This window comes from Gammaproteobacteria bacterium, from assembly GCA_036381015.1.
Classification (GTDB): domain Bacteria; phylum Pseudomonadota; class Gammaproteobacteria; order Steroidobacterales; family Rariloculaceae; genus ZC4RG20.
The window spans coordinates 48,271-75,257 of record DASVDR010000028.1 but is presented as its reverse complement, the minus strand read 5'-3'; the positions used below and the strand labels follow the sequence as shown (position 1 = coordinate 75,257).

Genomic DNA, 26,987 nt, shown 5'->3' with positions numbered 1-26,987 from the left:
GACTGCGGTCCTTCATCGCGGTTCGCGCCCCCTTAGTCGCTCGGGGAGAAGTCTTTTCGACAGTCGGTAGAGGTCCAAGTTGGCCTCGACGAAATCCCAGGCCTCTCGCTCGCGACGCGCGCTGCTGAGCAGGTAGCCGACACGCGTCATCCGTTCCCTGCCCCATTGCTGCACGACGTGGTAGTACTCGTGCAGGACGTGGCGGTCGAGCGCGAAGAACACGTCCTCGGCAATGTTCGTATAGATGCGCTCGGGCCGCGTCACCGAGCCGACGCGCGCGCCGATCAGCATCAGGTGGGCGTGCACGTACCAGGGTCGATACACGACCGCGATTCGATCGACTTCCGATCGGCCGAAGAGACGTCCGAGCGCGGCGAGGACGTCCGGCGGGACGGTGTAGCGCGTGCCCGACGGAATGCGGCCGGGAGCGCGGAGGCGCTGCTCAACGCTCGGCGATCTCGATCGCACGGAACTCGACGATTCCGGTCTCCGCCTGGATGCCGATGTAGCCGGTAGGGTTCACGATGTCGGACGCTTCGGTCAACTGGACGCCGTTCAGCTTCACGGTGAGCGACTCTCCAACCATGTCGATCTCGAGCGTCTGCCACTCGCCGGTGCCCGTGGACGTGCGTTCCGCGAGCGCCTCGTCGAAACGCATGTCGCCGGAAGGGCGGCCGTGGCGAAAAATGCCCCCTACCGGCGGGAAGCGGCTCTCGCCGACGGGGTTGCGCAGCTGCACTTGATAGCTGTTGCTCGGCCAGCCGCGGCCGAACGTGCCGTCGGCGACGGCGCGAACGAAGATGCCGCTGTCGGCGTCGTCGGTCACGAAACGGAACTCGACGCGCAGCCGGAAGTCGTCGTACTGCCCGGCCGAACGCAGCCAGCCGCGCGGCGCCGCCACCCGGAGCACGCCGTCGCGCACGTCGACGTCCGCGCCGTTCTCGACGATCCATCCGCCAAGCGTTCCGTCGAACAACGAGACCGGCTGCGCGCCGGCCCCTCCGGCCGCGACGGCCGCCGACAGCGCGAGGAGCCCGGCGGCGATTCGTGAAGCGGGCGCTCGCTCGGATTCTCGCAGCGCCTTTTCCGGCCGAAGTCGACCGCTCAGGCCGCCGCCTTTCGTCGCCATTCGACTCCCGCCTCCAGCGCGTCGAAATATTCCGCCGTCAGGCGGAGCTGCTCGTCCGCCGATTCCGCGCGGCAAACGACCTCCCGGAAAGCGGCGTTCTCCGCACGGTCCTTCGCGTACCAGCCGAGATGCTTGCGCGCGACGCGCACTCCGGTCTCCTCACCGTAAAACTCGTGCAGCGCGCGGACGTGCCCGAGCAGGATGTCGCGGATCTCGCGAAGCGGTGGCTCCGGGAGCAACGTGCCGGTGGACAGGAAATGGCCGATCTCGCGGAAGATCCACGGACGCCCCTGCGCGGCGCGGCCGAGCATCAGCGCGTCCGCCTGCGTCGCCCGCAGCACGGCTGCTGCCTTCTCGGGCGAGTCGATGTCGCCGTTCGCGACGACGGGTATCCGCACGACCTGCTTGATCGCCGCGATCGTCTCGTACTCGGCCTCGCCGGTGTAATGCATGTCGCGCGTGCGGCCGTGCACGGCCAGCATCGCGATGCCCGCCTGCTCCGCGATCCGCGCGATCCGCAGGCCGTTGCGGTGTTGAGAATCGAAGCCGGTACGAATCTTCAGCGAGACGGGAACGTCGACGGCCGCGACGACTGCGTCGAGGATGCGTCCGACGAGCGCCTCGTCGCGAAGCAGGGCCGACCCGGCCCAGGCGTTGCAAACCTTCTTCGCCGGGCAGCCCATGTTGATGTCGATGATCTCGGCGCCCTGATCCACGTTCCGCCGCGCGGCCTCGGCCAGCGCTTGCGGCTCGGCGCCGGCGATCTGCACCGCGACCGGCGCCGGCTCGCCGGCGTGATCCATGCGCCGGCGGCTCTTCGGCGTGTGCCACAGCCGCGGATCGGCCGTCGTCATCTCCGACACGGCGTAGTCCGCGCCGAGCCGCCTGCACAGCAGCCGGAACGGCTTGTCGGTCACGCCCGCCATCGGCGCGAGCATCAGCGGCGGCGGTGCCCGGCGTGCATCCGGTGCGCTCGCTGCCGGGCCCGCATCCGGTGCGTGCGGTGCCGGGCACGGGCACGCGGCGCCGCGCCCTACTGCGAGCAGAAGTGCAAGACGCTCACGTCCGGCACCGGATGCACGGAACGCATGTCCGGCACCGTTCATTTGGCGGTCACATTCCGTCGATGACGGCGTTGAAGGTCGGGCTGGGGCGCATTGCCTTGGCCACGAGGACCGGGTCCGGATGATAGTAGCCGCCGATGTCGACCGGGTGCCCCTGCACGGCGGTGAGCTCCGCGACGATCTTCGCCTCGTCGCGCTCGAGGCGCTCGGCGATCGGGGCGAAAGCCGTGCGGAGGCCCGGGTCCGACGTCTGGTCCGCGAGCGCGCGCGACCAGTAGAGCGCGAGGTAGAAGTGGCTGCCGCGGTTGTCGAGCCCCCCGAGCTTGCGTGCCGGCGACTTGTTGTTCTCGAGGACCAGGCCGTTCGCGCGGTCCAGGGCCTCGGCGATCACCAGCGCGCGGCCGTTCCCGGTCTTGCGGCCCAGATCCTCGATCGAGACCGCCAGCGCGAGAAATTCGCCGAGCGAGTCCCAGCGAAGGTAGTTCTCCGCGAGGAACTGCTGCACGTGCTTCGGCGCCGAGCCGCCGGCGCCGGTCTCGTACAGCCCGCCCCCGGCGAGCAGCGGCACGATCGACAGCATCTTCGCGCTCGTGCCGAGCTCGAGGATCGGAAAGAGATCCGTGAGGTAATCGCGCAGCACGTTGCCGGTGACCGAGATCGTATCCTCGCCGCGGCGCACCCGCGCGAGCGTCGCCCGCATCGCGTCTATCGGCGACATGATCGTGATGTCGAGCCCGGACGTGTCGTGCTCGGCCAAGTAGCGGCGCGTCTTCTCGATGATGTTGCGGTCGTACGCACGCTGCTCGTCGAGCCAGAAGATCGCGGCCGCGCCCGTGGCGCGAGCGCGGCTCACGGCGAGCTTGACCCAGTCGCGCACGGCGACGTCCTTCGTCTGGCACATTCGCCAGATGTCGCCCGCCTCGACCGCGTGCTCGGTCAGCACCCGGCCGTCGGCGTCGAGCACGCGCACCGTACCCGGCGTCGAAATCTCGAACGTCTTGTCGTGCGACCCGTATTCCTCGGCCTTCTGCGCCATCAGCCCGACGTTCGCCACGTTGCCCATCGTGCGCACGTCGAAGGCGCCGTGTTGCTTGCAGTCATCGATCACGGCCTGATAAATCCCCGCGTAGCAGCGGTCCGGGATCATGGCCTTCGTGTCGTGCAAGCGGCCGTCCGGACCCCACATCTTGCCCGACGATCGGATGGCGGCCGGCATCGAAGCATCGATGATCACGTTGCTCGGCACGTGCAGGTTCGTGATGCCCTTGTCCGAGTCGACCATCGCGAGCGGCGGCCGCTTTCGATAGACCGCGCCGATCTCTTCCTCGATGGCCGCACGTTTCTCCCGCGGAAGGCTCTCGATCTTCGCGTAGACGTCGCCGATGCCGTTGTTCGGCTCCACGCCGAGCTCGTCGAAAAGCGTTGCGTACTTCTCGAACACGTCCCGATAGTAGACGGTGACCGCATGCCCGAACATGATCGGGTCGGAGACCTTCATCATCGTCGCCTTGAGGTGCAGGGACAGCAGCACTCCTTGCGACTTGGCGTCGTCGATCTCCTTCTCGTAGAACGCGCGCAGCTCGCGGCAGCTCATCACCGCGGCGGCGATGGTCTCCCCGTCGAGCACTTCGACGCGATCCTTCAGCACGTGCTTTTCGCCGCTCGCGTCGGTCAGCTCGATTCTGAGCTCGCCGGCCTTCTCCAGGACCGCCGACTGCTCGCTCGAGTAGAAATCGCCGCGGCTCATGTGCGCGACGTGCGACTTCGAGTCGGGGCTCCACTCGCCCATCGAGTGCGGATGGTTCTTCGCATACTGCTTGACGGCCGCCGCCACGCGCCGGTCGGAGTTGCCTTCCCGTAGCACCGGGTTGACCGCGCTGCCGAGCACCTTCGCGTAGCGCTCCTTGATGCGCCTTTCCTCGTCGTTTCGCGGCTCCTCCGGATAATTCGGAAGCGCGTAGCCCTGCCCCTGCAGCTCCTTGATCGCGGCAGTAAGCTGCGGAACGGACGCGCTGATGTTCGGCAGCTTGATGATGTTCGCGTCCGGCGTTTGCGCGAGCTCGCCGAGCTCCGCGAGATCGTCGGGCCGCCGCTGCTCCGGCGTGAGGAAATCCGGGAACGCTGCGAGCGTTCGTCCGGCGAGCGAGATGTCGCGCGTCTCGACAACCACGTTCGCGGCCTTCGTGAACGCCTGCACGATCGGAAGCAACGAGTACGTGGCCAGCGCCGGCGCCTCGTCCGTGAGCGTATAAATGATCTTTGCGGTCGTCATGCCTGTTTCACGTCCTCGTCATGCGCGCCGGACGATCGGACGCCCGGCGGAGCCGGCCATTATAGGGGCCGCGCCCGCTCGGAGCAGCCCGCGCCCCTCCCGAGCGCTTTCGAGCAGGCGCTCGAGCCTCGATACGGTCGCCGCCGGCGTTTCCCGTTGCGCGACTTTCTGATATACCGAATCGTCGGCCCGAGCCCGTCGCGCTCGACACGAAGGAGACGCAAGATGACGCGCATTCTCCTGTCAGCCCTGGGCGGCGCCGTTTGCGGCGCGCTCGGCGTTTACGCGTTGCTGCCCGACCGTGGCGGCGCGCATCCCACAAGAGGCGCGCCCGCAATGGATCTCGGCGATCGCGCGGGCCTATGCCCAAGCCGACCCGCAGCGGCGCGCGGCTGGGTCATGAGCCTCCCGGCCGGCGAAGAGCGAGACGGCGCGCTCGCGGCTTTGCTCTCGGCGGCCGCCAGTAGCGACGACGACGTCGACCGCGGCGTCCTGTCGGCCTTCAGCTCGGATGCGCGCCGGCAGCAGGCGATGGTGAGCGTCATCGCGCAGCTCGCTCTGCGGCGGCCCGAGGCGGCAAGAGCGATGCGCGACGAGCACGTATCTGACCCGGCGCTTCGCGCGCGCGCCGAAGCGCTGCTCGAGCGCAATGCCGACATCGGCCGGTACCGCACGGTCGACGAGCTTCGCGCCGGCTTCGCTCTCCAACCCGTCGTGTCGCCCTGAGCACCGTCATGCCGCGCGCGCACGGCGCTTGCGCCGCCCCGAGCCTTTGCCCGCCGTGGACGTGATCACGCTCGCGTTCGCGATCCTGTTCACGGCGATGACCGCGGTCGTGGTGCCCGTTTACGTCGTGAACTACGGCCCTTCGAACTTCCTGTGGTTCTCCGACATCGCGCTGATCGGCGTGCTCGCCGCGCTGTGGCTCGAGAACGCGTTCATCGCGAGCATGATGGCGCTTGCGGTCCTGCTGCCCGAGGTGCTGTGGGTCGTGTCGTTTCTGTCGGGTCTTTTCTTCGGCAGGACGGTGTCGACGTTGGCCGCGTACATGTTCGACCCGGGCATACCACGCTATTTGCGCGCCCTTTCGCTGTTCCATCTCGCGCTGCCGCCGGCGCTTCTGTGGCTGCTGCACCGCTACGGCTACGATCCGCGGGCGCTCGCCGCGCAGACCGTCGCCGCGTGGATCGTGCTGCCGGCCAGCCTCGCCTTCGCGCCGCCGGAGAAGAACGTCAATTGGGTGCGGGGATTCGGCCATCCGCCGGCGAGCCCGCTGCCGGCCCGTTGGCATTTCTGGGCGATGATGCTCGCCTACCCGCTGCTCGTTTACGTGCCGACGCACTTCTTGCTGTCGGCCGTGTTCGGCTAGTCCGCGCGGCGGCTCCGCGACGGCGGCCTCCCGCCGAGGCGGGCACGGAACGGCCCGCGCCGCTGGAAGGCTGTGGGGCGACCCGGGGGCCGTCAGCCCGCGGCGGGCTTCGGCTTGCGCGTCTGCGTGAGCTGCACGCGACCGCGCTTCGGCGAACGCCGCTCGTTCAACGCGACGACGATCTCCTGGAGCGACGCCTTGATCGCCGCGAGGCTGCCTTGCCGGTAGCCCGTGATCGTGTTCGTGCCCTGGGCGATCCGGTAGCTGAACCAGTCGTTACCTTCGCTGCCATCGGGCGGCGGGCTGCGTTCCACGGACACGAGCTCGAAGGGCTCGTCGTTCGGCGTGCGCCCGCTCATTCGATCGACACCACGTGGATGTCGAACTTCAGGCTGCGGCCGGCAAGCGGGTGGTTGAAGTCGAGCACGACCTTGTCGTCGTTCACCTCGTGAACCCGGATCGGCCCATCGTAGCCCTCCGCGCTCAGCTGCGCCCCGACCCGCCGCGCATTCTCCGGGATTTGCTCGGCCGGCACCTCGCGGAACGCCTCGGGCCGCACCTCGCCGTATGCCTCGTCGGCCGCGAGCGTGATTTGCTTGCGCTGGTCGACGTCGAGCCCTTCGAGCTCCCGCTCGAGCGCGGGCAGCAGCTGGTTCTCGCCGTGAACGTACCTGAGCGGCTCGCCGTCCTCGTTGCTCTGCACGACGGAGCCGTCCTCGAGCCTGAGCGTGTACCTGAAGGCGACTGTTTTCCCTGCTTCGATCATCGATCTCCCTCCTCCATGCGCGCGGCGGCGCGAGAAGAAAGCGACGGCCGGTGGCCGGGCCGCCGCGGGCGTTCACGACCCTCGTTCCTCCGGGTCGAGCTGAGGGTGAAGCGCAGGGCGGACGAGCGAAATCGGCTGGCTTCGACGCTCGGAGGAAGCGGCGTGCGCCGCAGCGCACGGCACGAGGACGGGAACTCGGATTTACCAGCCAGAATAACAGCCCGCGGCGCGGGGCCGCAAACGGGGCCGAGTCGTGCGATCGGCCGCCTCTCTCGGCATCGGGATGCCGGCTGGGGGACGCCGCCGCCCCGGGGGACGCCCGTGTGGGGCCGCCGCAACGCGCGAGCCGGCCCGCTGGTCCCCCGCGGCCCGACGCGGCGAGGGCGAGCGCGCCCTCGCCGCTCGCCTGCGCGAGCGGCGTTCTCTATACTCGAAACGCCTGCCGAAGAACGCTTCGAACGAGCCAGAGGGGAAGCCGATGCCAGTTGCGATTCATCCGGCCGTCGACGGCGGCCTGAAGCCGGCCGCGGAAAACTTCGCCGGCGGCACGCTTCGTTGCCATTGCGCGACCGACAAGGTCGAGGTCGCGATCACGGGGCAGTGCGCGCACAACCACGTCTGCGGGTGCACGAAGTGCTGGAAGCCCGCCGGCGCGCTGTTCTCGCAGGTCGCGGTGGTGCCGCGCGAGAACCTCCGCGTCACGAAGAACGAGGGCAAGCTCCAGGCCGTCGATCCCGGCGCGGTGATCAAGCGCTACGCGTGCCGCGACTGCGGCGTGCACATGTACGGGCGCATCGACGACACGAATCACCCGTTCTACGGGCTCGACTTCATCCATGTCGAGCTGTCCGACGAGCCGGGGTGGGCACCGCCGGAATTCGCCGCGTTCGTCTCGTCCATCATCGAATCCGGGACCGATATCTCGGAAATGGGCGCGGTGCGAGCGCGGCTCAGGGAGCTCGGCCTCGAGCCCTACGACTGTCTGTCGCCGCCGTTGATGGATGCGATCGCGACGCATACGGCGAAGCGGTCGGGCGCGCTCGCGGCCTGACGCCGACTGACGGGCGGCCGCCGGGGAACCGCCCGCTCCCCGGCCCGACGTCTCCGCGCCCCTGCCGCGTGTGGCCACCGGCACGGCGACGCGGCGGCGCCGTCCTCACATCGTCGCGTCCTGCAGCTCGTCCGACATGCCGTCCTCGTAGCTGCTCCAGCCCGAGAGCATGCCGTACGGGACACGGTCGAGAACGGCCTCGATGCGGCGGATCTCGCCGTTCGTGATCTTGAACATCTCCGCGATGTACCACGTCCACGGCTGCACCGGTCCCGCCGTGACGGTTCGGCCGTTCGGGGTCGTGAACGTGCGCGTATCGCCGCCGGAGTGGTCGAAGAACACGAAGCTGAACACGAGCCCGCGCTCGCGGTCGACCGCGACGAAACGACGGTCGCGGATGCGGTTCACGAAGTGCAGCAGTCCGGATTCGAACTGCTCCCGGCAGCTCCACTGGGCCGAGTAGCCGGTCGCAGTGCGGGGATCGGGGCGCGTCTCGCCCGGCGGCGTCGGCACGTTCGTCGTCTGCCTGCCGTTCTCGATCCGGTTGCAATCGTCGGCGAACGGATACTCCCCCTTGCCGTCGTTCTGCTGCATGCCGGTGAAGTACATGTTCGCCGTACGCATCAGATCCATCCGCGACATGCGCTCGCGCTCCGGCACCGCCTCGAGGAACAGCGGATCGGGCTTGCCGAGGGCCTCGACCCGCGCCGCCGCCTCCTCGTTGCGCACGACCATCTGCTCGGCCTCGGCGATCGCGCCGTCCTCGATCTTCAGCCGCAACGCGATGATCGCCGGCGTCTCCTGCGCGGGGTCGCGATGGTCCTCGTTGATCGTGCCGATGAATGCGACCTGACCTGCCTCGACGTCGGTCACGAAGAGACGATAGGTGCCCTTCGACTTCATCGTGTTCCACAGCCCGTCGCCGAGCTCGAGCTGCTGTCCGTGCTCGGTGAACCTCGCGTCGGGAGTGAACGGCACGGCCGACACGTCGTCGTCGATCATCGCGTCGAGGTAGCGGTCCACGAAGCCTTCGAGGCAACTGCGATCGCAGCCGGCGGTCTGCGCCGGCGCGCCGACGGCGGCGAGCGCCAGGCCCGCGCCGAGCAGTCCGATCGCGGCCGTTCTGATGGATTCCGCCCCCGCCGTCGTTCTCATCGATTCGCCCCCTCGTCGTATTGTTGTCGTTCTCTCCGAGCCGCTCAGGATCGGCGTGCGGCTCCGCGGACGCTACACTACTCCGTCAGATAGCGCTCGAGCATATCGCGCACGAAGCGCCGCGATGCTTCCGGATCGTAGGGCTCGCCGTCGTTCAACGCCTGTGCGTAGTCGAACATGCGCGCGAACAGCGGCTGCCCGTCCACTTCGTCCGCGAGCCGGAAGGTGTCGCTCTGCCGATAGACGTCGCGCCACGCGTCGCGGACGTCGCTCCAGAACGCGCTCGTGCTCTGCCAGTACTCCTCTCCGGCGGAGAAATCGAAGTCGACGATGCGCTCGTACCGGCTCACGCCGACCTCCCGCGCGAGCACTTCCGCGGGTGAGCCGTCGGGCCCGAGATCGACCTTGAGGTTGTCCTCCTCCTGGACCCAGCCGGTCGGCGTGATCGTGTGCCGGTTCGTGCCGATCAGCACGTCGTAGTCGTCGCGGACGCTCGATTCCCGCCGCGGCAGCGGCCGCCAGGTCTCCTCGCTCGTCCAGGCGGAGTAGTTCGCGCGATGCACCCAGTCGCCGATCGCTTCGTACCGCGGCGAATCGTCGACGTTATACACCGCCTGCGACCACTTGCCCTCGACGTCGTCCTCCGAAAGCATGCGGCGGCGCCAGCGCCCGTCACCGACGTAGGTGTGCAAGTCACGATCCTCGTAGCGCCACTCCTGGCGCCAATGCTTCTGGACGACGGGGCCGCGGATCGTACCGTCCGGCTCGACGAACTGCATCACGATGACGTGCTGCAGGCTGATGACGTCCTCGCTGTCCTCGAGGACGAAGACATACTCCGTAGCCCACGACTGATACGGCCGCGACGGACCGTAGTCCTCGGTGAAGCCGGTGGTTTCGATGAAGTCGAACGTCGTGCGATAGTGTCCCGCCATTGCCAGGATCGCGCGTCGGTCGCGCTCGAAGTCGCTCAACGAAGGCTCGCGCAGCGCCTCCCACGCTTCGCTCGTTCCCTCGAGCAGCTCGACCTCGGGGCCCGTCGTCGTGCCGCCCCGCGGCTTCATCGCCGCATCGTCGGTGAAAAGCCAGCTGAACGTGTACTGCCTGACGTCGTCGTCGGCCGTGACGGCTCCGGCCGCGAGCAGCCCCGCGACGATCGAAACGAGCTTCGCGCGCCGGCTAATCATCGGCATTTGCTTCCGTTGCTATCGAAACCTCCTCGGGCCAACCGATGCGCCCCGCCAACGGCAGCTTGACGGCGAGATCGAGCGGGTCGACGCCGAACGTGAGCCCGAGCACGTTCAGCTCCAAGCCCTCCTCGACGCCGACGAGAATGCCGAGGACGCCGAACAGGTTGAGTTGAAAGCCGCTGCCGCTCGGGCTGCGGGCGATGAGCTTGGCGCCGAGATAGTCCTTGCCGATCGCGGTCGGCGGAAGGTCGGCACGGAGCTCTGGAACGGCGCGCAGCACGTGCGCCGTGAACGTGTTCGAATTCGGCCCCGGCCAGACGTGGTAGCGATCCGCGTACGGATAGCTCGCGACCGCCGCCTCCACTTTTTCGATCGCGGCGGCGGCCGCGTCGCCGCGGAGCTCCGCGATCAGCTCCGGAGCGTTGCCGAACCAACGCGAGTCCGGGGGACGATTGCCGATCGCGACGGACGTGCCGGTGCGTCGCATGCGCCAGCCGTTCACCTCGTAAACGGTATAGCTCGGGGCTCCGCGAGGCTTGACGGCGACCCACGTATGCACGCCGAAGTAGCCGCGCCATCGCACGGCGCGCGCGGCATAGACCTGGACGACGGGGTCGGGAACGGCGAGAGGATCCGGCGCAAGGCCGACCGGAGCGCGGCTCGCGGTGCGCCAGTCCCCGCCCGACGCGTCTTGCTCCTTGTCGACGTATGCCAAGCCGAAGAGCAGCGCGGGAACCGCACAAAGCCACGTTGCACGCGCTCTCGTCATGTCGCTGACGAAGATAGACCGCATGCAAAGTCTCGGCAAGCGCGGGCCTCCACTGACGCGGCGGCCGACATGCCGGCACGCGGCAGGGAAAACCGCGGTGGACACGGCGCCCGGCCCGCCGAGAGCACGTGCCGATCGCCGGATGAAACGGGAAGGCGAGCCCGGCGGGCTCGCCCCCGAGCCTCGGTCAGTTCTTCTTGCTCTTCTTCAGCTTGAACACCGAGTTGCCGTAGTAGTCGACCATCGCCTTCTCCAGCGCGCGCAGATGCGGCGACGACTGCTTGAAGATGTCGAAGTCGATCTCGATGTGCTTTCTGCGGCGATCCTTCGTGTCCGGCACGAGCTTCAAGATGCCGCCCGGCGCCGCCTCCGACGTCAGCGAGAACACGATCCGCGATACGGACGTGTACGGGATGCCGAGCTTCTGTGAGAGTGATTTCATCGAATGCGGCTTCCCGTCGATCGCCGCATCGATCACCTCCAGCGCGACGAGGACTTCGGCCAACGTTCCATGACGGCCCGATTTGTGAAACACCGTCAACAGCGCGATCGCCGCCTTCCGCACTCCGTTCGAGTCGAACAGCGCCTTCGAGGTCGACCGCCGCTGTTGAGTGGATGCTCCTACAGATACATTATCCCTAGTCACGGTAACTCCATGTCGTCTCGACCATAAAAAGAATGCGAATGATACGCGGGTGGGACGCGATGCTCAAAACCGGACGGTCCGGTACACGTAGCCCCCGAGGCGATTGGAGTCCCGATGCGGGTAAAAAGTTGCAGTGATCTTAAGGGAAAAGACTATTCCGAGGCCGGCGGGAGAAGGTCCAGCGCCTGCAACAGCTCGGCATCGACGTGCCCGTCGGCGACGAGACCGTTCGCGCGTTGCCAGCGGCTGACCGCGCGACGCGTGGCCGAGCCGACGAGCCCGTCCGGTTCACCGCTGTCGTAGCCGAGCGCGTTCAGCTTGCGCTGCAGCGCTTCGATCCGATCGCGCGTGAGCGGCGGACCTTCCGGCGGCGCGACGCGCAGCGGCGGTGCGCCGGCGATCCGGTCGGCGAGGTGGCCGACGGTGAGCGCGAAGAACTCCGACGGGTTCCAGCGCATCAGCGCCTCGAAATTCTCGTACACCAGAAAAGCCGGCCCTTCGTGCCCCGAAGGCACGAGCAACGCGGCAGTGTGCCGAAGCGCCGGCACCGGAGCGCCATCTGCGGTGACGACCCCGAGGCGCCGCCACGCGTCGAGCGCCTGCGGCCGATCGCGGCCGGCGAGCGTGTAGTCGAAGCCTTCCGGCAGCACCACCTCCCGCCCCCATCTCCAGCCTTCGCGCCAGCCGAGCGCGCGGAGAAATTCCGCGGCCGAAGCGAACGCGTCTGCGAGGCTGCCCCAAAGGTCGACGACGCCGTCGCCGTCGCCGTCGACGCCGTGCTCGAGATACACGGACGGCATGAACTGCGTCTGTCCCATCGCGCCCGCCCACGACCCGATCATCGTGTCGGGCGAAATGCCGTCGTCCACGATCCGCAGCGCGTTGACGAACTCGGTGGTGAAATACCCGCTGCGACGTGCGTCGCACGCGAGCGTCGCGAGCGAATCGAAGACGGGGACGTCGCCGAGGATCTGCCCGTAGCCCGTCTCGAGGCCCCACAAGGCGACGAGATACTGCGGAGCGACGCCGTGTTCCGCGGCGATGTCGCGAAGCAGCGACGCGTTCCGCCGCAGCAGCTCGCGACCGGTCGCGACACGGCGCGCCGTAACGCGCCGGCCGAAATACGTGGCGAAGGTCTCGACGAACTCCGGCTGGTTGCGATCGGCGCGTACGACCCGCGGGAGCGGCCGCACGGTCGGCAGCACCTTCTCCGTGGTGGCCGGCGATATTCCGTGCCGCTCGGCCTCCGCTTCGAGCCGCGCGAGGCACTGCTCGAAGTCGCCTTGTGCGGCCGCGAGCCCCGGCACGCCCGCGAGCGCGAGAAGCGCGGCGACCGCCGCTCTCGTCCTTGGCCGTGTGTTCATCGTCCTGCTTTACAGAATGTTGCGCCGGCGGCCTATACTGACATCAACCGCCGCATTTGCAACGCCTTCGAGTCCGGCGGAACCCGCCCGCACGCCGGCGCGGAAGGGTAGCGACATAAGCGGATCCACGCGCCCTGCCCTCCGATCCGCTCGCGCCGTCCTGCCGACGCTCGCATTTTGTGACGGAGTTCACGTTATACTGGCCCCCTCCGCATAAGGTCATGGAAAAGGATCGGTGCGAGGCCTCGTCGTCGTCCTGTTGGGCGTTTTGCTTGGAAGCTGCTCGACGCCCCCCACGGTGCTGGAACAAATCCTTCGGCTCGGTGAGCTCCGAGTCGTGACGACGAACAGTCCGGCCACGTTCTACTACGGCTCCGAGGAAGCCCGCGGCATCGAGTACGAGCTCGCCCTCGGCTTCGCGGAGAAGCTCGGCGTGGATCTCGAGATCGTCACCGAGAATGGCCTCGGCGACCTCCTGCCGAGCGTCGCGAGCCACGATGCGCACATCGCCGCCGCCGCCGTCATGGTTACGGACGAGCGCGAGCGTCTCGTGAGCTTCGGTCCGCCGTATCACCGCGCGGCGCAGCTCGTCATCTACCGGCGCGGCGCGCATCGTCCGCAAACCATTGCCGACCTCGTCGGCGGCCGAATCGAGGTGCTCGCCGGGTCCGTGCATGCGGCGATGCTCGAGGCAGCTCGCGCGGAGCACCCGAAGCTGCTTTGGCGCGAGGATCCGCGTGCGAGCATCGAGGATCTGATCCGCCGCGTTCACGAAGGCGTGATCGACTACACGATCGTGCCGTCGAACGCGTACGGGCTTCTGCGGCACTCTTACCCCGAGGCGCGCGCCGCGTTCCGCGTCGGCGGCACCTACGACATCGCGTGGGCGCTGCCGAAGGGCGCGGATCGGCTTCGCGAGCAGATCGCGGCGTACTTCGCGGAGATCGAGGCGACCGGCGAGCTCGACAGGATTCTCGACCGCTACTACTTCGCGTCGCGCGGCTTCGATTACGTCGGCTCGCGGGCGTTTCTGCGGCATATGGAGCAACGTCTGCCGAAATACCGCCAGTACTTCGAGGAAGCCGAGCGCGCCACGGGCATCGACTGGCGCGTGCTCGCGGCGATCGGCTACCAGGAATCGCATTGGAACCCGCAGGCGGTATCCCCGACCGGCGTACGCGGCATCATGATGCTGACGGAGCAAACCGCGGCGATGGTCGGCGTCGACGATCGCAGCGATCCCCGTGAAAGCATCTTGGGCGGCGCACGGTACTTCAAGCGAGTGCTCGCGAAGATCCCCGAGCGCATTCCGGAGCCGGATCGAACGTGGCTCGCGATGGCTGCCTACAACATCGGCTTCGGCCATCTCGAGGACGCGCGCATCCTCACGGAGATGCAGGGCGGCGACCCGGACCGGTGGGACCACGTCCGCGAGCGCCTGCCGCTGCTCACGCGCAAGGAGTGGTACTCGCGAGTGAAACGCGGCTACGCGCGGGGCAACGTTCCGGTCGTCTACGTCGACAACATCCGCCGCTATCACGAGATGCTGATGTGGCTCGCGGACCGCCAGATGGTCTCCGAGTATCGCGAGCCGGCCGCGCGCTCGAGCGGCACCGGCTGACCTCGCGCGTCGTACGTGTCCCGCAAATACCTGTACATGATGCTTGCCGGGACCGCCGTGAACCCGTCCCTGGGGGCTCGCTCCGCGACATCCCTGTCGCGGAGCGTCCCGTCAAGCATCATGTACAGGTATTTGCGGGACGCCAGACTGGCTACGAGCTAGCCGCGTCGCTCCGCGAAGAACGCTTTCAGCAGCGCGGCCGCCTCGCTTTCGAGCACACCCGATGCAACGACGATGCGATGGTTCAGCCGCTCGCTGCGCGCGATGTCGAAGACCGAGCCGCATGCGCCCGCCTTCGGATCGGCTGCCGCGAACACGAGCCGCGCGACGCGGGCGTGCATGAGCGCACCCGCGCACATCGCGCACGGCTCGAGCGTGACGTACAGCGTCGTTCCCGGCAGGCGATAGTTGCCGACGCGCGCCGCCGCCGCGCGCAGCGCGAGAATCTCCGCATGCGCGGTCGGATCGTGGCGCCCGATCGGACCATTGCCTGCTTCGCCGAGCACCGCGCCGTCGGGACCGACCAGCACGGCGCCGACCGGCACCTCGCCTGCCCGCTCGGCCGCTCGCGCGAGCTCGAGCGCGCGGCGCATGAAGCCCTCGTCCGCGCCCGAAGGCCCCGCGGGCTCCGCAATTCCGCCGGCTTCCGACGGGTCCTTCGTATCGATCACGTCTCCGCGCCGCATCTCTCTCGCCTCGGCTCGAGACCACCGCGCATTCGCGCTATGCTCCCGCGTACGTTGCGGTCGCGCTCGGCCGCGAGCAGGATAGCCGAGTTTCGACGAAAGGCTCGAATTCGAGCACAAGCCCCGGGATGCCGTGCCGCGCCCGCGAGGCTAAGGTCGCCCGACGTTACGCCAACCTATCGGGAGACCCACCGTCATGACCACGAGCATCCGCAAGAATCGGGAAGAGGCGCCGCGGCGTCGCCGGCAGAGCGCCCTCGGAGCGCGGAAGAATGCGACCTTCGCAGCGACGGCGAGCGACCCTCGATGGGCCGCGGTCCTCGCACGCGACGCGGAGGCGGACGGACGTTTCTTCTATTCCGTGTCGACGACCGGGATCTACTGCCGGCCGTCGTGCGGAGCGCGCCGCCCGCGGCCCGAGCACGTCCGCTTCCACGCGACGGCCGCCGACGCCGAGCAGGCCGGCTTCAGGCCGTGCAAGCGCTGCGCGCCGCGCGGATCGTCGCCGGATGCTCGCCGCGCGGCGATCGTCGCGGCGGCCTGCCGCCAGATCGAGCGCGCGGAGACGGCCCCGACCCTCGCCGATCTCGCGGCGCGTGCCGGCTTGAGCCCCCATCATTTCCACCGCGTGTTTCGACGGGTCACGGGCGTCACGCCTCGCGAGTACGCGCTCGCGAGGCGCGAGGAGCGCGTGCGCGACGCGCTCGAGGAAGCGGATACCGTGACCGAGGCGATCTTCGACGCCGGCTACGGGTCGGCCGGGCGCTTCTACGCCCGAAGCCGTGACATCCTCGGAATGGCGCCCGCGGAGTATCGCGCCGGCGGCCCGAAGAGCACGATCCGCTTCGCAGTAAGCCGGTGCTCGCTGGGCTCGATTCTCGTGGCCGCGACGGAACGCGGGCTTTGCGCCGTTCAGCTCGGCGACGATGCCGGCGCCCTCGTTCACAACCTCGAGGAGCGCTTTCCGTCCGCGAGCCTCGTCGCCGGCGATGCCGACTTCGATCGGCTCGTGGCCGCCGTCGTCGCCCTTGTCGAGACGCCGCGGGCCGGTCATCGGTTGCCGCTCGACGTGCAGGGCACGGCGTTTCAGCGCCGCGTGTGGCAGGCGCTCGCCGCGATCCCGGTCGGCGAGACGGCGTCCTACGCCGAGATCGCCGCACGCATCGGCGCGCCGCGCGCGGCCCGGGCCGTCGCGGCGGCTTGCGCCGCGAACCCGGTCGCCGTCGCGATCCCGTGCCATCGCGTCGTGCAGCGGGACGGATCGCCCGGGGGCTATCGGTGGGGCGTCGAGCGCAAGCGCGCGCTGCTCGCGAGAGAGGCCGAGGCGCGCGATGCCGGCACGTCGCGTTCGCGGGCGAGGCAGGAGTCGGAAGCCTGAACGAAAGCGACGCAACGGCCGCTTCGGCCTTTCCGGGCGCCGGAGCGGCCGTCCGACATGCGAAAAGCCGGCGCGAAGCCTCGTGCTCCGAACGACGTTCGGATCATTCCCATTCGATCGTCGCAGGCGGCTTTCCGGAGACGTCGTAGACCACCCGCGAGATGCCCGGAACCTCGTTGATGATCCGTCGTGCGACGTGGTCGAGGAATTCGTACGGCAGACGCGCCCATCGTGCCGTCATGAAGTCGACGGTCTCGACGGCGCGCAGCGCGACGACGTAATCGTAGCGGCGTCCGTCGCCCATCACGCCGACCGAGCGGACCGGCAGGAACACGGCGAACGCCTGGCTCACCGTTTCGTAGAGCCCCTGCTCGCGCAACTCGCCGATGAACACGTCGTCGGCCCTGCGCAGGAGATCCGCGAACTCCTTCCGCACGGGCCCGAGAATGCGCACGCCGAGGCCGGGTCCCGGGAACGGGTGCCGGTTGACGAGGCTCGCCGGCAAGCCGAGCTCGACGCCGATCTTGCGCACCTCGTCCTTGAAGAGGTCCCTCAGCGGCTCGATCAGCTTGAGATGCATGCGCTCCGGGAGGCCGCCGACGTTGTGATGCGACTTGATCAGCTCGGCCTTGCCGGTGGCGGCGCCCGCGGACTCGATCACGTCCGGATAGATCGTGCCTTGCGCGAGCCAGCGAACGCCTTCGAGGCGCCGAGCCTCGGCTTCGAACACCTCGATGAAGAGGCGTCCGATGATCTTGCGCTTGTCCTCCGGATCCTCGACGCCTTCGAGCGCCGTCAGGAAGCGCTCCTCGGCGTCGACGCGAATCACGTTCACGCCGAGATGCTCGCGGAACACGTCCATGACCTGATCGCCTTCGTGAAGGCGTAGCAAGCCATGATCGACGAAGACGCAGACGAGCTGATCGCCGATCGCCGCGTGCAACAGCGCCGCGACGACGGACGAGTCGACGCCGCCGGACAACGCGAGAAGGACCCGATCGCGGCCGACCGCCGCCCGGACGCGCTCGACGTGCTCCGCGATGATGTTGCGCGGCGTCCAGACCGGCGGGCAGCCGCAGACGTCGCGCACGAAGCGCTTCAGGATCTCGAAGCCTTGCTCGGTGTGCGTGACCTCGGGGTGGAACTGCAGCCCGTAGATTCTGCGCCGCGGATCGGCCATGCCGGCGAGCGGGGAGTTCCTCGACTCGGCGATCCGGACGAATCCGTCCGGCAGACTTTCGACGCGATCGCCGTGGCTCATCCAGACCTTGAGCGTGCGATCTCGGCCGCCGATGCCCGCGAGCAGCCCGTCTTCGCCGGTGACGACGACCTCCGCGTAGCCGTACTCACGGTGGGCCGACGGCTGCACGACGCCGCCGAAGCGGGCCGCGAGCGCCTGCATGCCGTAGCAGATGCCGAGAACCGGCACGCCGGCCTCGACGACGGCATCGGCGACGGTGGGCGCACCGGTACCGGCGGCGGAATCGGGACCGCCCGAAAGGATGATCCCCGCGGGCCGGAACGACGCGATCGCATCGTCCGACACGTCGTGCGCATAGATCTCGCTGTAGACGCCCGCCTCGCGCACGCGGCGCGCGATCAGCTGGGTGTACTGCGAGCCGTAGTCGAGGATCAGAATCCTACATTCCATCGCCGTCCCAAACCGGAAAAGGTGTCAGACACCTTTTTGCTGCGAAAAAAGGTGTCTGACACCTCTTTCGGGCACCCTTTTCGCGGATACCGCCGCGGCCTATTCGACGCGGTAGTTCGGCGCTTCCTTCGTGATCGCGACGTCGTGGACGTGGCTCTCGCGCCGCCCGGCGGCCGTGATACGCACGAAGCGCGGGCGCGTGCGCATCTCCTCGATGTTGCCGCACCCCGTGTAGCCCATCGCGGCGCGCAACCCGCCGATCAGCTGGTGCACGATCGCGACGAGGCTGCCCTTGTACGGCACGCGCCCTTCGATGCCCTCCGGCACGAGCTTCTGAAGCTCCTCGCTCGCATCCTGGAAGTAGCGGTCCGACGAGCCGTGGCGCTGCGACATCGCGCCGAGCGAGCCCATGCCCCGATAGGACTTGTAGGAGCGCCCCTGGTAGAGCTCGACGTCGCCGGGAGATTCCTCGGTGCCGGCGAACAGGCTGCCGATCATCGTCGTGTGGGCGCCCGCGGCGATCGCTTTCGCGATGTCGCCGGAGTAGCGAATGCCGCCGTCGGAGACCACCGGCACGCCGAGATCGGCGACCGCGGCGGCGACCTCGGCGACGGCCGACACCTGCGGCACGCCCACGCCTGCGACGACGCGCGTCGTGCAGATCGACCCCGGCCCGATGCCGACCTTCACGCCGTCCGCGCCGGCCTCCGCCAGGGCCCTCGCGGCCTCGGCCGTGACGATGTTGCCGGCGATGAGCTGCAAGTCGGGATAGCTGCTCTTGATCTCGCGGACGCGATCGATGACGCCCACGTGATGACCGTGAGCGGTGTCCACGATCACCACGTCGACGCCCGCTTCGACCAGCCGTGACACGCGCTCCTCGGTATCGATCCCGGTGCCGACGGCCGCGCCGACCCGCAACGCCCCGTTCACATCCTTGCACGCGTAGGGGTAGTCCTTCGCCTTCTGGAAATCCTTCGCGGTGATCATGCCGCGCAGATTGAACGACCCGTCGATCACGAGCACCTTCTCGATGCGATGACGGTGCAGCAGCGTCAGCACCTCGTCCTTGCTCGCGCCTTCGCGCACCGTGACGAGCCGCTCTTTCGGCGTCATGACGGAGGACACGGGCGCGTCGAGCTGCGTTTCGAAACGCAGATCGCGGTGCGTGACGATGCCGACGAGCTCCTCGCCCTCGACGACAGGAACGCCGGAAATGTTCTTCGCCCGCGTGAGGTCGATGACTTCCTTGATCGTCGCCGTGGGGCTCACCGTGATCGGATCGTTGATGATCCCGCTTTCGAACTTCTTCACGCGCCGCACTTGCGCCGCCTGCTCGCGCGGCGACATGTTCTTGTGAATGATGCCGATGCCGCCTTCCTGTGCGAGCGTGATCGCGAGCCGCGCCTCGGTGACCGTGTCCATTGCCGCCGAGACGATCGGAATGTTCAGCGTGAGCGAGCGCGTCAGCGTCGTGCGCAGATCGACCTCGCGGGGCAGGATCTCGGAGTACGCGGGCTCCAGGAGGACGTCGTCGAAAGTGAGCGCCTCGTGACTGATCCGCATAGGGGCTCCATCCGGGGTGGTGGATGAGGCGGGCAGTTTAATGCCCGCAGGAGGCCCGGTAAATGGCCGGTGGCAGCCCTTATACTTGCGCCATGCAAAGCGGAGAGAACCTCGAGCTCGCGTTCGACGAGCAGCGCCGGATCCTGACGGTATCGGCGCTCAATCGCGACGCGCGCCTGCTCGTGGAGCGCACCTTCGGCACGATATGGGTCGAGGGCGAGGTGTCGAACCTGTCGCGCCCGTCGTCGGGGCATCTGTACTGGTCGCTGAAGGATGCGCACGCGCAGGTGCGATGCGCGATGTTCCGTCTCGCCGCGCGCGGGCTCGACTTTCCGCTCGACAACGGCCTGCACGTGCTCGTGCGGGCGCGTGTGAGCTTCTACGAGGCGCGCGGCGAGTTCCAGCTGATCGTCGACTACGTCGAGGAGGCGGGCGAGGGGCTGCTGCGCCGGCGGTTCGAAGCGCTGAAGCGCCGCCTCGCGGCCGAAGGCTTGTTCGACCCGGCCCGCAAGCGCAAGCCGCCGCGCGTGCCGCGCCGGATCGGCGTCGTCACGTCGCCGACAGGGGCCGCGCTCCGCGACGTGCTGACCGCACTGCGGCGGCGCTTCCCGGCCGTCGACGTCCTGATCTATCCGACCAGCGTGCAAGGCAACGGCGCCGCACAGGAGATCGTGCGCACGCTCGAGCTCGCCGATCGCCGCCGCGAATGCGACGTGCTGATCCTGACGCGCGGCGGCGGCTCGCTCGAGGACCTCTGGGCGTTCAACGAGGAGATCGTGGCCCGCGCGGTCGCCGCGGTCGGCATTCCGATCATCGTCGGCGTCGGTCACGAGACGGATTTCACGATCGCCGATTTCGCCGCGGATCTGCGCGCGCCGACGCCGTCACAGGCCGCGGAGCTCGCCGTGCCGGATTGTACGGAGTGGCGGAGGCGCCTCGCGCGGATCGCGGCGCATCTCGAGCGCGGGGCGCGGCGGCGCGTGCAATCCGACGCGCAGCGCCTGGCCGCGCTCGCTCACCGGCTCTACCGCTGCCACCCCGGCGTGCCGCTGCGTCAGCTGGCACAGCGCGGGGACGAGCTCGAGACGCGGTTGCGGCGCGCCCTCGAGCGGGCGCTCGCCGAGCGGCAGGCGCGCGTCGCGCGGCTCGCCGCCGCCGTTGCCGCCGCGAATCCGAAGCATCGCGTGGCGGCCGCCGCGCAGCGCCGGCGCTTCGCGACCGAGCGCCTCGAGCGGGCGATCGGGCGCCGGATCGAGCGCCTCTCCCACCGCCTCGCGATCACGGAGCGGACGCTGCGCTCGTTGAGCCCGCTCGCGACGCTCGATCGCGGCTACGCGATCGTCTCGCGCCGCGACGACGGCTCGCTGATCACGCAGAGCGCGCTCGTCGAGCCCGGCACGGAGATCCTCGTTCGGCTCGCCCGCGGCCGCCTCGGCGCGACGGTGAGCTCCGCCGAGCCCGAGGCGGACGAGTCGTCCACGACGGCTCCGGACGCGTCACCGTAGACCGAGCGCGAGCGAGTCAGGCGAAGAAGCGCGCGATCAGCGGGCGGTAGTTGTCCATGTCCACGAGGAACGAGTCGTGGCCCTGGAGCGAGTCGAGCTGCACGAACTCGACTTCGCGGCCGTTGCCCGAAAGCCCTTGCGCGAGCTCCCGCTGCTGGTGGATCGGAAACAGAAAATCCGTGGTGACGCCGATGATCATGATCCGCCGCGCCTTGATTCTCGAGAGCCCGGCGGCGACGCTGCCGCCGTGGTCGGCCACGTCGAAGAGATCGCTCGCGCGCGACAGGTACAGGTAGCAATTCGGATCGAACTGCCCGGTGAACTTGTTCGCGTGGTGCTCGAGGTAGGACTCGACCTCGAAGACGATGCCGAACGGATCGCCGTTCGACGGGCCCACCGCCGCCGACACCCGCTCGCGCCCGAACCGCACTCGCCATTCCTCCGCCGAGCGGTACGTGATCATCCCGAGCTTGCGGGCGAGGCGCATGCCGGTCAGCGGCATCGCATCGGGAGTGTAGTTCCCGTCGCGCCAGTTCGGATCGCGCCGAATCATCTCCCGCTGCAACGACCGCAGCGCGATCGAGAACGGCAGCGAGCGCGACCCGGTCGACATCAGGAGCAGACCTTCGGACATGCCCGGGAACATCAGCTCGAAGGCGAGCGCCGTCATGCCGCCCATGGACGGCCCGACGACGGCGTGCACGTGCTCGATCCCGAGATGGCGCAGCAGCTCGAATCCGGCGCGCGCAACGTCCTCGAGCGAGAGCACCGGGAACCGGAGGCGATAGCGCTCGCCGGTCCGCGGATCGATCGACGCCGGGCCCGTCGAGCCGAAGCAGCTCCCGAGCGAGTTCATGCAGATCACGTAGTATCGGCGCGTGTCGATCGGCCGGCCGGGGCCGACGATCTCCTCCCACCAGCCGGGCGACGGGTCGAGCACGCTCGACGCGGCGTGCGCCGACGGGGACATCCCGGTGAAGATCAGAACGGCGTTGCGGCGCTCGGCATCGAGCTCGCCCCAGGTCTCGTACGCGATCGTCGGCTCGAGCAGAGTGCCGCCGCGGTACATCGGGAATTCGCCGGGAACGGTGACGTGTCGGCGTGCTTCGCCCAACGCGGAACCTCCGTTCGGGATGAGAGCGGGAGTGTAAGACCCGGGAACTGCCCGGTCTCGAACTTCTCGTTATGAGATTAGTGCCTAAAGGACGAACCCGGGTCAGCGGCGGCGCGAGTGATCGATCACGCGACGCCTCCGCGCGCGCTGGCGCGGCGTGAGGGTGTTCCGGCGGCCGGCGAACGGGTTTTCGCCGCTTTTCAGCTCGATCCGGATCGGCGTGCCCTCGAGGCGCAGGGCGGCGCGGAACGCGTTCTCGAGGTAGCGGCGGTAGTGCTCCGGCGTGCGCTCCGCCTGCGTCCCGTGCACGACGATGATCGGCGGGAAGCGCCCGCCCTGGTGCGCGTAGCGCAGCCGGATCGGTCGGCCGCGGACGACCGGCGGCGCGTGTGCCCGAGTCATGTCCCGCAGCAGCTCGTTCAGGCGCGGCGTCGGCAGGTCGGCGCCGGCGGCGTCGTACGCGGCCAGGGCCGACCGGACGAGCTCGGCGATCCCGCTGCCGTGCAGGGCCGAGACGTAATGCACCTTCGCGTAGGCGACGAAGTCGAGGTTGCGCTCGACCTCCGCCTCGACGCGGCTGCGCTGCGCCGCGCCGAGACCGTCCCACTTGTTCACCCCGACGACCAATGCGCGGCCGCGATTCACGGCGAGGCCGACGAGGTGCAAATCCTGCTCCGTCACGCCTTCGCGCGCGTCGAGCAGCACGATGACGACGTGCGCTTCCTCGATCGACTTCAGGGTCTGCACGATGCTGAGCTTCTCGACGCCCTCGCTCACCCGCGTACGCCGCCGGATGCCGGCGGTATCGACCAGCGCGAAGCGCCGGCCGTCGCGCTCGCAGGGCACGACGATGCTGTCGCGGGTCGTGCCCGGCTCGGGCGACGTGACGAGACGCTCGTCGCCGAGCAGGCGGTTGATGAGCGTCGACTTCCCGACGTTCGGCCGCCCGATCACGGCGAGCCTCGGACCGAGATCTTCCGTCCTCTCGGGCGCCGCTTCGGGCTCGCCGAACGGCGCGAGCACGGCCGCCATCAACGTCGAGACGCCCTGCCCGTGCAGCGCCGCGATGCGGAACGGGCGGCCGAAGCCGAGGCCGAAAAACTCGGCCTCGGCGATCTCGGCCGGCGCGCCCTCGGCCTTGTTCACGGCGACCGTCACCGGCTTTCCGGAGCGGCGCAGGCGCTCCGCGATCCGCTGGTCCTCGGGCGTGAGCCCGTCGCGGTGATCGACGACGAGCACGACGGCATCGGCCTGCGCCAGCGCCGCGTCCACCTGCCGCTCGATCAGCGTGCGCAGGTCGCCGCCCGCGCCGAGCCCGCCGGTATCGATCACGAGGTAAGCGCGCCCGTCCTGCTCCGCGTATCCGTAGCGGCGGTCGCGCGTGACGCCCGGGTAGTCCGCGACGAGCGCGTCGCGGGTCTGCGTCAGGCGGTTGAACAACGTGGACTTGCCGACGTTCGGACGGCCGATCAGCGCAACGGCGGGAAGCATCGGCTCAACGTGATACGCGCCGCAACGCGGGCTGCGCGGCTCAGTCCTCCTCTTCCTCCTGCTCCTCGACCGTCGTGAACGCCGCGATGCGGCCGTCGCCCGATTGTACGACCAGGCTCGAGCCGACGACGATCGGCGCCTCCGGAATCCGCGCCGACCCGGCACGCACCCGCGCGACGAAGCTGCCGTCGTCCAAGTCGAGCCAATGCAGGTAACCCTCGAAATCGCCGACGACGACCGCGGGGCCGAAGCGCGTCGGCGCCGTCACGTCGCGCAGGCGCAGCCCCTCCTGAGTCCATTGCACGTTGCCGTTCGCCCGGCTCAGCGCGACGACGTAGCCGACGTCGTTCGTGACGTAGACACGGCTGAGATCGACGTCGAGGCCGGCCAGCGACGACATGTCCTGCCGCCAGAGCACGAGCCCGGTGTTCAAGTCGGCCGACACCAGGCTCCCTTGATAGCCGACCGCGAAGACGTCGTTGCCGAGGATCAGCAAGTCGCCGCTCACGTCGACGAGGCGGTCGAGCTCCGTGCGCCCGGTGGGGTTCCCGATCGCGAGCTCCCACAGCGCCACGCCCGTATCGAGCCGGTAGGCGCCGATGCGGCCGTTGTCGAAGCCCGCGACGACGATCTGCCCGGCGATCTCGGGCTCCGTGTCGCCGCGTACGATCAGCGGCGGGGGGCTTTGCTCGACGGTCCAGAGCTCCTCGCCGTTGACGATCGAGAAGCCGCGCAGCCGCCCGTCCGTGCTGCGCAAGGCCACGACGTCGGAGCCGATCGCCGGCGCGGCGAGCACCTCGCTGCCGACTTGCACACGCCAGCGTTCCTCGCCGGTCTCGGCATCGAGCAGCACGAGCTGACCGTCCGTGGTGCCGAAGGCGAGCAGGCCGGCGGCGTAACCGGGCCCGGCCGACAGCGGCAGATCCGTGCGCACGGACCAGATCTCGCGGCCGGTCTCCGCATCGAGCGCCGCGGCCCGGCCGTCGTGCGTCCCGGCGTACACACGCATGCCGTCCGTGGTCGGCCGCAGCCCGAGCCGCAGGTCCTCGGACGAGCCGCCGACGCGCGTGCTCCAGAGCTCGCGCACCTCGAGCGACGCCTCGAAGTCCTGAAGCTCCGCGGGCGGCTCGCCGGTGTTGCGGTCCCGGCCGAACAACGAGCAGCCGCCGGCGAGCGCCGCCGCGGCGACCACGGCGGCCCGCGCGGCGCTCGTCACGCGCCGGACTCCGCGTCGTCGGCCGGCGGCTCCAGCGCCCCGAGCTTCATCTCCACGAAATTTCGGTTCAGCCATTCGGCCCCGGGCGCCGTCAGCGCTTCCGCATAGGCCGTGCGGGCGGCGTCGGCGTCGCCGAGCGCATAGTGCGCGTCGCCGCGGGCCTCCGCGTACTGCGCGGCGAACGCGCCGACGTCGGTCACGTTCAGCAGCTCGAGGGCTTCCTCGTGGGACTCCTGATACATCAGCACGCGGGCGAGGCGCAGCCGCGCGATCAGCGAGAGCTCCCGGTCGTCCGTGCTCTCCATCACGCGGCGCAGCTCCTCGGCCGCCCGGCCCGGCTCGCGCGCGACGTACGCGCTCGCGACCAGCAGCCCGGCCTGGTCGGTATAAGGGCTCGACGGATACTCTTCCCGCAGCTCCGTGAGCAGCGCGTCCGCCGCCTCGCGGTCGTTCTCCTCGAGCTCCTGCTGGAGGTCGAGGTAGAGCGCCGCGGCCTCCTCGGCGCGGTCGGCCTTGTAGGCGCGGTACTGGTTGATCCCGACGATCGCGACGACGCCGAGCGCAACGCCGGCTACGATGAACCAGCCGTTCTCGCGCCACCACTCGCGGATCTGCTCGATTTGCTCCTTTTCGGATAAGAATTCGTCCACGCGTCCTCCGACCGCTTGTCGGCCTGCCCGGCGCCGGGCTCGGGGTGCCTATTCTCGCCGCTCCAGGGCAGATGACAACCTTCGCACGAGCTCTTCCAGGTCGACGGCCTCCTGCGCCTCGTCGCTTCGCAGCGGCTTGAGCCCGAGCCGGCCCGCCGCGACCTCCTCCTCGCCGATGATGACGGCGAAGCGCGCGCCGCTCTTGTCCGCGCGCCGCATCTGCGCCTTCAAGCCGGCCGACGGCGCGCCGATCGATACGCTGATGCCCGGCACGCGCGTGCGAAGCGCCTCCGCGGCCGCGAAGCCGGCACGCCGGCCCGCGTCTCCCGCGCTCACGACGAAGACGTCCGGGGCGCGGGCGACAGGCGCATCCTCCGCGAGGCGCATCAGCTCCACGACCCGCTCCATACCGAGCGCGTAGCCGACGGCCGGCGCGTCGCGGCCGCCGAGCTGCCCGACGAGCCCGTCGTAACGGCCGCCGGCACAGATCGCGCTCTGCGCCCCGAGCCGGTCCGTGAGCCATTCGAAGACCGTGTGCGTGTAATAGTCGAGCCCGCGCACGAGCCGCGGGTTGATCTCGAAGCCGATCCCGGCGTCGCGAAGCAGATCCTGGACGCGCTCGAAATGCGCGCGCGAGGCGTCGTCGAGGTATTCGGTGATGAGCGGTGCCCCGGCGATCACGTCCGCCATCTCCGGATTCTTGCTGTCGAGAATGCGCAGCGGATTGCGCTCGAGCCGCCTCAAGCTGTCGGCGTCGAGCCGGTCGCGACGGGCCGAGAAGTAGCGCACGAGCACGTCCCGATACGCGGCTCTCGACTCCGGCGTGCCGATCGAGTTGATCTCGAGCGAGACGTCCGTCAGCCCGAGACCGCGCCACAGTCGCGACGACATCGCGATCAGCTCCGCGTCGATCTCCGGCTCCGGATAGCCGAGCGCCTCGACGCTGAGCTGATGGAACTGGCGGTAGCGTCCCTTCTGCGGCTTCTCGCGCCGGAACATCGGCCCGCTGCACCAGAGCTTCTGCTGGCGGTTGTGCAGCAATCCGTGAGTAAGGCACGCGCGGACGATGCCGGCGGTCGCCTCCGGCCGCAGCGTCACGATGTCGCCGCCGCGATCCTCGAAGGTGTACATCTCCTTCTCGACGATGTCCGTCAGCTCGCCGATCGATCGCTTGAAGAGCTCGGTGCGCTCGAGGACCGGAATTCGGATGCGGCGATAATCGTAGGCACGAAACAGCGCCTCCGCCGTCGTCTCGAGCTTCTCCCAGAGGGCTTCGTCCTCCGGAAGCACGTCGTTCATGCCGCGGACCGGCTGTATCGGTGAGGCCATCGGGG

General features: G+C 69.0%; 25 protein-coding genes. 6 read left to right on the top strand and 19 right to left on the bottom strand.

The genetic code is table 11. The features are described from left to right. Positions 1-12: 12 nt before the first annotated feature. The 4 genes from VF329_10495 to VF329_10480 form a co-directional block, all read right to left on the bottom strand. A complete protein-coding gene (locus VF329_10495; protein HEX7081432.1) occupies positions 13-468 on the bottom strand; it encodes a hypothetical protein in 456 nt (151 codons plus the stop codon). After that, on the bottom strand, positions 443-1,129 hold the full coding sequence (locus VF329_10490; GenBank protein ID HEX7081431.1) for a DUF1080 domain-containing protein: 687 nt from the start codon (positions 1,127-1,129) through the stop codon (positions 443-445). The genes VF329_10495 and VF329_10490 overlap by 26 nt, the downstream gene beginning before the upstream one ends. Further along, complete coding sequence (dusB, locus tag VF329_10485; GenBank protein HEX7081430.1) at positions 1,105-2,067, bottom strand: tRNA dihydrouridine synthase DusB; 963 nt, start codon at positions 2,065-2,067, stop codon at positions 1,105-1,107. Before dusB ends, VF329_10490 begins: the two co-directional genes overlap by 25 nt. A gap of 175 nt (positions 2,068-2,242) precedes the next feature. Then, on the bottom strand, positions 2,243-4,465 hold the full coding sequence (locus VF329_10480; protein ID HEX7081429.1) for an NADP-dependent isocitrate dehydrogenase: 2,223 nt from the start codon (positions 4,463-4,465) through the stop codon (positions 2,243-2,245). Positions 4,466-4,690: 225 nt separating this feature from the next. On the opposite strand from VF329_10480, the gene VF329_10475 reads away from it, so the two are divergent. Further along, positions 4,691-5,191, top strand: a complete 501-nt coding sequence (locus tag VF329_10475) for a hypothetical protein (GenBank protein ID HEX7081428.1) — start codon at positions 4,691-4,693, stop codon at positions 5,189-5,191. Between the two features lie 55 nt (positions 5,192-5,246). After that, positions 5,247-5,834 carry a membrane-associated protein gene (locus VF329_10470; GenBank protein HEX7081427.1) on the top strand — a complete coding sequence of 196 codons (588 nt, stop codon included), beginning with the start codon at positions 5,247-5,249 and terminating at the stop codon, positions 5,832-5,834. Positions 5,835-5,926: 92 nt separating this feature from the next. Here VF329_10470 and VF329_10465 read toward each other — a convergent pair whose 3' ends face one another. Then, a complete protein-coding gene (locus VF329_10465) occupies positions 5,927-6,193 on the bottom strand; it encodes a hypothetical protein (protein ID HEX7081426.1) in 267 nt (88 codons plus the stop codon). Then, a complete protein-coding gene (locus VF329_10460; protein HEX7081425.1) occupies positions 6,190-6,600 on the bottom strand; it encodes a peptidylprolyl isomerase in 411 nt (136 codons plus the stop codon). Before VF329_10460 ends, VF329_10465 begins: the two co-directional genes overlap by 4 nt. A 478-nt stretch (positions 6,601-7,078) precedes the next feature. On the opposite strand from VF329_10460, the gene gfa reads away from it, so the two are divergent. Next, a complete protein-coding gene (gfa, locus tag VF329_10455; protein ID HEX7081424.1) occupies positions 7,079-7,651 on the top strand; it encodes an S-(hydroxymethyl)glutathione synthase in 573 nt (190 codons plus the stop codon). A gap of 105 nt (positions 7,652-7,756) precedes the next feature. On the opposite strand, the gene VF329_10450 is transcribed toward gfa, so the two are convergent. The 5 genes from VF329_10450 to VF329_10430 form a co-directional block, all read right to left on the bottom strand. After that, positions 7,757-8,806, bottom strand: a complete 1,050-nt coding sequence (locus VF329_10450; GenBank protein ID HEX7081423.1) for a hypothetical protein — start codon at positions 8,804-8,806, stop codon at positions 7,757-7,759. A gap of 77 nt (positions 8,807-8,883) precedes the next feature. Then, a complete protein-coding gene (locus VF329_10445) occupies positions 8,884-9,993 on the bottom strand; it encodes a DUF6607 family protein (GenBank protein ID HEX7081422.1) in 1,110 nt (369 codons plus the stop codon). Then, entirely contained in the window at positions 9,986-10,789 is an 804-nt protein-coding gene (locus VF329_10440; GenBank protein HEX7081421.1) for a DUF3750 domain-containing protein, read from the bottom strand. Before VF329_10440 ends, VF329_10445 begins: the two co-directional genes overlap by 8 nt. Before the next feature lie 163 nt (positions 10,790-10,952). Continuing rightward, entirely contained in the window at positions 10,953-11,411 is a 459-nt protein-coding gene (locus VF329_10435) for a hypothetical protein (protein ID HEX7081420.1), read from the bottom strand. Positions 11,412-11,563: 152 nt separating this feature from the next. Next, on the bottom strand, positions 11,564-12,775 hold the full coding sequence (locus tag VF329_10430; protein HEX7081419.1) for a lytic murein transglycosylase: 1,212 nt from the start codon (positions 12,773-12,775) through the stop codon (positions 11,564-11,566). Between the two features lie 235 nt (positions 12,776-13,010). On the opposite strand from VF329_10430, the gene mltF reads away from it, so the two are divergent. Then, a complete protein-coding gene (gene mltF / locus VF329_10425) occupies positions 13,011-14,396 on the top strand; it encodes a membrane-bound lytic murein transglycosylase MltF (GenBank protein HEX7081418.1) in 1,386 nt (461 codons plus the stop codon). Positions 14,397-14,554: 158 nt separating this feature from the next. Here the strand turns inward: mltF and tadA are convergent, their stop codons facing one another. Continuing rightward, positions 14,555-15,082 (bottom strand): tRNA adenosine(34) deaminase TadA, encoded by a 528-nt coding sequence (gene tadA / locus VF329_10420; protein HEX7081417.1) that lies wholly within the window; start codon positions 15,080-15,082, stop codon positions 14,555-14,557. Positions 15,083-15,278: 196 nt separating this feature from the next. On the opposite strand from tadA, the gene ada reads away from it, so the two are divergent. After that, positions 15,279-16,460, top strand: a complete 1,182-nt coding sequence (gene ada / locus VF329_10415) for a bifunctional DNA-binding transcriptional regulator/O6-methylguanine-DNA methyltransferase Ada (protein ID HEX7081416.1) — start codon at positions 15,279-15,281, stop codon at positions 16,458-16,460. Positions 16,461-16,563: 103 nt separating this feature from the next. On the opposite strand, the gene guaA is transcribed toward ada, so the two are convergent. Beyond that, positions 16,564-18,111, bottom strand: a complete 1,548-nt coding sequence (gene guaA / locus VF329_10410; GenBank protein HEX7081415.1) for a glutamine-hydrolyzing GMP synthase — start codon at positions 18,109-18,111, stop codon at positions 16,564-16,566. A gap of 99 nt (positions 18,112-18,210) precedes the next feature. After that, entirely contained in the window at positions 18,211-19,677 is a 1,467-nt protein-coding gene (gene guaB, locus VF329_10405; GenBank protein HEX7081414.1) for an IMP dehydrogenase, read from the bottom strand. A gap of 62 nt (positions 19,678-19,739) precedes the next feature. On the opposite strand from guaB, the gene xseA reads away from it, so the two are divergent. Beyond that, positions 19,740-21,182, top strand: coding sequence for an exodeoxyribonuclease VII large subunit (gene xseA, locus VF329_10400; protein ID HEX7081413.1), 1,443 nt, complete (start codon positions 19,740-19,742; stop codon positions 21,180-21,182). Positions 21,183-21,198: 16 nt separating this feature from the next. Here the strand turns inward: xseA and VF329_10395 are convergent, their stop codons facing one another. From VF329_10395 to hisS, 5 genes are all read right to left on the bottom strand, one after another. Beyond that, positions 21,199-22,296 carry a homoserine O-acetyltransferase gene (locus tag VF329_10395; GenBank protein HEX7081412.1) on the bottom strand — a complete coding sequence of 366 codons (1,098 nt, stop codon included), beginning with the start codon at positions 22,294-22,296 and terminating at the stop codon, positions 21,199-21,201. 102 nt (positions 22,297-22,398) lie between these two features. Continuing rightward, the gene (gene der / locus VF329_10390) at positions 22,399-23,787 is read right to left on the bottom strand and encodes a ribosome biogenesis GTPase Der (protein ID HEX7081411.1); all 1,389 of its coding nucleotides are present in this window, start codon (positions 23,785-23,787) and stop codon (positions 22,399-22,401) included. Positions 23,788-23,827: 40 nt separating this feature from the next. Next, entirely contained in the window at positions 23,828-25,003 is a 1,176-nt protein-coding gene (bamB, locus tag VF329_10385; GenBank protein HEX7081410.1) for an outer membrane protein assembly factor BamB, read from the bottom strand. Continuing rightward, the gene (locus VF329_10380; protein HEX7081409.1) at positions 25,000-25,653 is read right to left on the bottom strand and encodes a tetratricopeptide repeat protein; all 654 of its coding nucleotides are present in this window, start codon (positions 25,651-25,653) and stop codon (positions 25,000-25,002) included. The genes bamB and VF329_10380 overlap by 4 nt, the downstream gene beginning before the upstream one ends. Positions 25,654-25,701: 48 nt before the next feature. Beyond that, positions 25,702-26,982: a histidine--tRNA ligase gene (gene hisS, locus VF329_10375; protein ID HEX7081408.1), complete on the bottom strand. Its 1,281-nt coding sequence runs from the start codon at positions 26,980-26,982 to the stop codon at positions 25,702-25,704. Positions 26,983-26,987: the final 5 nt, after the last annotated feature.